The sequence below is a fragment of the Mesorhizobium sp. M6A.T.Ce.TU.016.01.1.1 genome (assembly GCF_003997065.1).
GTDB lineage: Bacteria > Pseudomonadota > Alphaproteobacteria > Rhizobiales > Rhizobiaceae > Mesorhizobium > Mesorhizobium mediterraneum.
In genome coordinates this window covers 1-4,885 of record NZ_RZTJ01000056.1, presented here as the reverse complement: position 1 = coordinate 4,885, position 4,885 = coordinate 1, and the positions used below count along the sequence as shown (strand labels likewise).

Genomic DNA, 4,885 nt, shown 5'->3' with positions numbered 1-4,885 from the left:
CATGATGTGAGTCGTGTCTTCCAAGCGCCGATTTGGCCGGGTAGGGTTTGCAAGGGGGCGAACAACCGGATGAACGAACGGAATGATACTGGAAAAACTGCGCGCCTGTTGGGCGTTTAGCCCGACCGTCGATAGGAATGTCGCCCTGGTCGAAGGCTTTCTGAAGGGCAAGAGTTTCGCCGACCTGGCGCAGGAACATAGCCTGTCGAAATCGAGGGTGCGCCAAATCATCGAGAAGGCTGATCGACTCGTGGGCGGCGGCATCCTGACCAAGGCCGAACCGTCCAAGGCCTCGCCTCGATCCGATTTCATGGTCGACTATCCATATGTGTGGAACCTGGCCGAGATGCACCGGCTCGGTAGCGTCACGCCGCATCATTTCTTTGCGGAGCTGGAGCGCGCCGGATCGCTGGAGCGGCTGGTTGACAAGATGAAGCGGATGCCGTGGCGCGCACCAACGACACGTGAGCTGGCGCGCCTCGTGTGGCAAAAGGAGAGGGGCGAGAGCCCATGGCCTGCAATGAAGCGATCACGCGTTGCGATCGTGGAACCGAGCTGCCCGGTCGACCATCCCGACCGCGGCCTTCAATGCCAGCTCGCCTTGGAACCGGCCTTTCAGCAATTGGCTGAGCGGGCAGGGGAATCCGGCTGGACCGAGGACGAGATAGCCTACGCGCTCCTCGAGCTCGCCGGCGCGCGCCTCAAGAGCAACTCCGTCAATCGCGAGACTGAGAGGGCGATTGACCGTGCCAGGGCCACGAGATGAACGGCACATTTGAGAAGCTTCGCCTGACCCGATAGGAACGTCGCTGCGCCAATGAGTTTGGCGGTGAAGGCTGACCCCGGCCGAGTCGGGCAGGCGAGCGGCAGTGCTGAAATAAGGGCGTGAGAATCCATGGCATTGTTTGTAGAGAGCATCGAGCTTCGCGAGGATCGACCCGGGTGTTCTCGGAGCGATCAAACCCGGGATCCTTCCGCGGCACCCGCCAAGGCGAAGAAGGATCAGAGCTGCACGATCACCTTTAAAGGCGCTGGCGGGCACTTCGAGGATGGTCCCAACTGGTAGGCGATGGCCGTGCCGACGCTGCCGATCGGCTCAAAAGCCCATTGAGTCCAGCCCATCGGAACCCACTCGGCGGGTGATCTACCTGAGGCATCACCCTCTTGACTGCTATCTTATAAGATATAAGTTGTTGGTTAGGAGGGAGACCCAAATGTTGAACCCCTGCCGCTGGCTTTTTCGCTCTTTTGGTTTCGCCCTAGTGCCCATCAGTAATGCGTTCGCAAGGGACCTTACGGTTGTCGCTGCAGGACGGGATGAGGGGCGTGTTTTCACACCCTGTTCGAAAGACAAAAAAGCACCGTTGCTCGAGGCGAGCTACACCGGCGGCATTGCCAAGACAAAGGGAGCCGGCGACCACATGGGACTCGTCCAGATGGATGCAATGGAGATGATCCTGCCTTGCGGTGAAGAATACCTGGAGCATCTCGACTGGGCGAAGCCGCCGGGCAGCGGACAGATCATGGGCAAGGCCAAGGCCGACTGCGGCGTAGGTGCGTTCGTTTGGTCCAAGATGCTGGCCTATGACGGGGACAAGATGATATGACCTTGCCATCCGCGTCCGATGGAATCGCTTTCATAGACGGCGCCTATGTACCGATCGCCGAGGCGCGAATTCCGATCCTTGACCGCGGCTTCGTGCGCTCCGATGCGACCTACGACGTGGCGCATGTATGGAATGGCCGATTCTTCAGATTGCGTGACCATATAGCGCGCTTCAACGCTTCGATGCGGGGGCTGCGCATGACGCTACCACTCGATGAGGCCCAGATCGGACACATCCTTACCGAATGCGTCAGCCGCAGCGGACTGCGCGACGCCTATGTGCAGATGACTTGTACCCGCGGTGTGCCGCCAAAGGGCACTCGTGATCCACGCTTGTGTGAGAACAGGTTCTACGCCTTCGCGCAGCCATTCGTCTGGCTGGCGAATGAGGAGCAGCGTGATCGGGGTCTATCGATGATAATCAGCGATATTCGTCGCATTCCGGCCGAATCCATCGATCCACGCATCAAGAATTTTCACTGGCTCGATCTCACGATGGGTATCTTCGAGGCTTACGATCGTGGTGCCACCGTGGTCGTACTCTCGGACGCGGACGGCAACGTCACCGAAGGTCCGGGTTTCAACATTTTCATCATCAAGGACGGTGCCCTGGCAACACCGGACCAAGGTGTCTTCGAAGGCATGACGCGTCGGTGCGTGCTGGAGCTTTCACGCGAACTTGGTATCCCGTGTGACTTGCGCACAGTAACCGCGGCGCAGGTGCGCGATGCCGACGAGGTTTTCATCACCAGCACCGCCGGCGGCATCATGCCCGTGACCACGATCGACGCGCGGCCCGTAAGCAACGCCAGCGTGGGCGGTATCACGATGCAACTGCGCGACCTTTACTGGGCGCGCCACAGGACAACCTGGCTCGGTGAGCCGATCGTTTATAGGACTGAGCCATGAGTGGCACAGGCAACATCTACGTCGTGAGCGGCGGCACGCATGGTATCGGGGCCTCCTGTGTCCGGCGCCTTGCCGCGCAGGAGGATGCCCTCGTCGTGTTCACCGGTCGCGACGAGGCCGCCGCGCGGGAAATCGTGTCCAGCGCCGCCAATGCGCGGTTCATTGCCTGTGATGTGCGCGACGAAGCCGAATGCCGGACGGTCGTGGATGCCGCGATGACGCTCGGCCACGGAAAAATCGCGGGACTGGTCAACAACGCCGGCATGACGGGGCGAGGGGCTTTCGAGGCAGCCACCCTCGGTGACTGGGACGAGATCATGACGGTGAATACCCGCTCGTCGTTTGTATTCACCCGCGAGGCGATGCCAGGACTGCGCGCGGCGCGTGGATCGGTGGTAATGATGTCGTCGGTGGCCGGGCTAATGGGCGAGGAGGGGCTGGCTATCTATTCGGCCTCCAAGGCCGCGCTCATCGCTTTGACCTGGTCGCTGGCATTGGAGATCAGCGAAGTTCGGTTCAATGCAGTCTGCCCCGGCCAGATCGCGACCAGGATGATGGCGGGCACGCTTGCCATTCCTGGCCGCAGGGCTCTGTTGGAAAGCCGCGTTCCGGTCGGTCGTTTGGGAACCCCTGAAGACGTCGCCGAGGCCGTGGCCTGGCTGTTGTCGCCGGCTTCGTCCTTCGTCAACGGTATCGTCATGCCGGTCGATGGCGGCGAGAGCGCGGGGTTGAAGACGCCGGCCCTGCCTGAAAACAGCATCGGCTAATGAAAGCCCTATTGACTTATAACTTATAAGTAGTACGGTATCTCTGTGAATGAGAACGGCGCGGAAAGACCCGAGGGGCGCACTCGCCCAGACGGTGATTTCGACGCATCAGCAAATCCATCTGCTCCCAAGGCAGACCGCGGAGCCGGCGAAATCGCCGGCTCCCGGGTCCGGGAAACCACACAGAAAAAAGGGGAATCACATGACCAAAAAACGCGCTCTCCAATCGGTCCTCGCTGCGGCTTTCCTGTCGAGCGTCGCCGTCCTGCCCAATGCCGCCCAGGCCAAGGATTGGTGGCCTTTCAAAATCAACGCGGCCAAGGGCGGCGATTTGAAAAAAGTCGAGACGATCGATTATGTGCCGTTGGAGAAGGCCGAGAAGCCCTGGAACCTTTGCGTTCTGTTTCCGCACCTTAAGGACAGCTACTGGGTCTCGGTCGACTATGGCATCGTCGAAGAAGCAAAGCGCCTAGGTGTCAAGCTGACGGTGCTGCAGGCCGGGGGCTACGACGCACTGCCCAAGCAGCTGTCGCAGTATGATGACTGCGTGGCGTCTGGCGCCCAGGGCATCCTTGTCGCCGCCATCTCGGAAGCCGGCCTGGCGGCCAAGCTGAGGGAAGGCAACACCAAGGGCCTTGTCCAGATCGCGGTCGCCAACCCCATTCTCGAAACACCGATCACCGCGCGTATCACCCCGGACACCTACCAGAAGGGTTTTCAGGAGGGTGAGTACCTCAAGAAGTACCTCGGCGATAAAAAGACGACCGCGATCGGCCTGCCGGGTCCGCAGGGGTCGGGTTGGGCGGAGAGCTATATGGCCGGCTTCCGCGACAGCACCGAAACCGGCAACATCAAGCTCGTGGCCGAGCTCTATGGTGAGCCGGGCGTTCCGCAAAGCCTGCGCCTCGTCGAGGACGCCCTGCAGACCTATCCCGACCTCAACGTCATCTGGGGCGGAGCGGCGGCGGCGGAAGCCGCCGTCAGCGCGGTCGCCGATGCCGGCCAGTGACGACGTCGTCATCATGTCGTCCTACGAGAACCAGACGATGCTGAAGCTGGTGAAGGAAGGCAAGGTGCTTGGCTTCGCCGCCGAATATCCGGTCATGATGGGGCGCATCAGTGTCGACCTTGCAGTGCGCGCCTTGGAAAAGAAGGACCATGAGAAGGTTCTGCTCGTCGCGCCGGGCATTGTGACCAAGGACAACATCGACGAGATCGACCCGACACAGATTTTCGCGCCCGATGGGTGGAAGCCGGAATTTTCGGTACAATAGTCGCGTCTTCGATGGGCGGCGGGCCTGGGCCTTGGCCGACCGCCCTTTTCGCTTCGATGTAGGTGGTGTCAACGATGCTTGAACTTACGGGTATGACCAAGCGTTTCGGGGGTGTGGTCGCGCTTGATGGCGTTGATTTCACGCTGCTGAGCGGCGAGGTCCATGCCCTTCTCGGCGAAAACGGCGCCGGCAAGTCGACGCTCATCAATCTTATCGCGGGAACCTACGGTTGGACGGAAGGCTCGTGCCGTATCGACGGCGCAGCTATTCCCGCGCTTACCCCTCAGAAATCGCGCGATGCCGGGGTCGCGGCGGTGTTTCAGGAATTC

At 60.8% G+C, this 4,885-nt stretch carries 7 protein-coding genes; all 7 read left to right on the top strand.

The window, feature by feature from the left end; all coding sequences use genetic code 11:
- Positions 1–82 precede the first annotated feature (82 nt).
- Positions 83–766 carry a hypothetical protein gene (locus tag EOC94_RS32835; RefSeq protein WP_127295742.1) on the top strand — a complete coding sequence of 228 codons (684 nt, stop codon included), beginning with the start codon at positions 83–85 and terminating at the stop codon, positions 764–766.
- Between the two features lie 448 nt (positions 767–1,214).
- Entirely contained in the window at positions 1,215–1,607 is a 393-nt protein-coding gene (locus tag EOC94_RS32830) for a hypothetical protein (RefSeq protein ID WP_127295740.1), read from the top strand.
- A complete protein-coding gene (locus EOC94_RS32825) occupies positions 1,604–2,515 on the top strand; it encodes an aminotransferase class IV (protein ID WP_185928379.1) in 912 nt (303 codons plus the stop codon). The genes EOC94_RS32830 and EOC94_RS32825 overlap by 4 nt, the downstream gene beginning before the upstream one ends.
- A gap of 23 nt (positions 2,516–2,538) precedes the next feature.
- Entirely contained in the window at positions 2,539–3,282 is a 744-nt protein-coding gene (locus EOC94_RS32820) for an SDR family NAD(P)-dependent oxidoreductase (RefSeq protein WP_245465713.1), read from the top strand.
- A gap of 202 nt (positions 3,283–3,484) precedes the next feature.
- Positions 3,485–4,291: a TMAO reductase system periplasmic protein TorT gene (torT, locus tag EOC94_RS32815; RefSeq protein ID WP_245465712.1), complete on the top strand. Its 807-nt coding sequence runs from the start codon at positions 3,485–3,487 to the stop codon at positions 4,289–4,291.
- Complete coding sequence (locus EOC94_RS34965) at positions 4,278–4,556, top strand: hypothetical protein (RefSeq protein ID WP_245465711.1); 279 nt, start codon at positions 4,278–4,280, stop codon at positions 4,554–4,556. The genes torT and EOC94_RS34965 overlap by 14 nt, the downstream gene beginning before the upstream one ends.
- 92 nt (positions 4,557–4,648) lie before the next feature.
- A partial coding sequence (locus tag EOC94_RS32810; RefSeq protein ID WP_185928378.1) for an ATP-binding cassette domain-containing protein occupies positions 4,649–4,885 on the top strand: 237 nt, incomplete at its 3' end.

What these genes read in the sequence shown, in the direction of transcription:
- EOC94_RS32835 (WP_127295742.1), top strand. Translation starts at nt 83, where the DNA reads ATGATACTGGAAAAACTGCGCGCCTGTTGGGCGTTTAGCCCGACCGTC.
- EOC94_RS32830 (WP_127295740.1), top strand. Translation starts at nt 1,215, where the DNA reads ATGTTGAACCCCTGCCGCTGGCTTTTTCGCTCTTTTGGTTTCGCCCTA.
- EOC94_RS32825 (WP_185928379.1), top strand. Translation starts at nt 1,604, where the DNA reads ATGACCTTGCCATCCGCGTCCGATGGAATCGCTTTCATAGACGGCGCC.
- torT (WP_245465712.1), top strand. Translation starts at nt 3,485, where the DNA reads ATGACCAAAAAACGCGCTCTCCAATCGGTCCTCGCTGCGGCTTTCCTG.
- EOC94_RS34965 (WP_245465711.1), top strand. Translation starts at nt 4,278, where the DNA reads ATGCCGGCCAGTGACGACGTCGTCATCATGTCGTCCTACGAGAACCAG.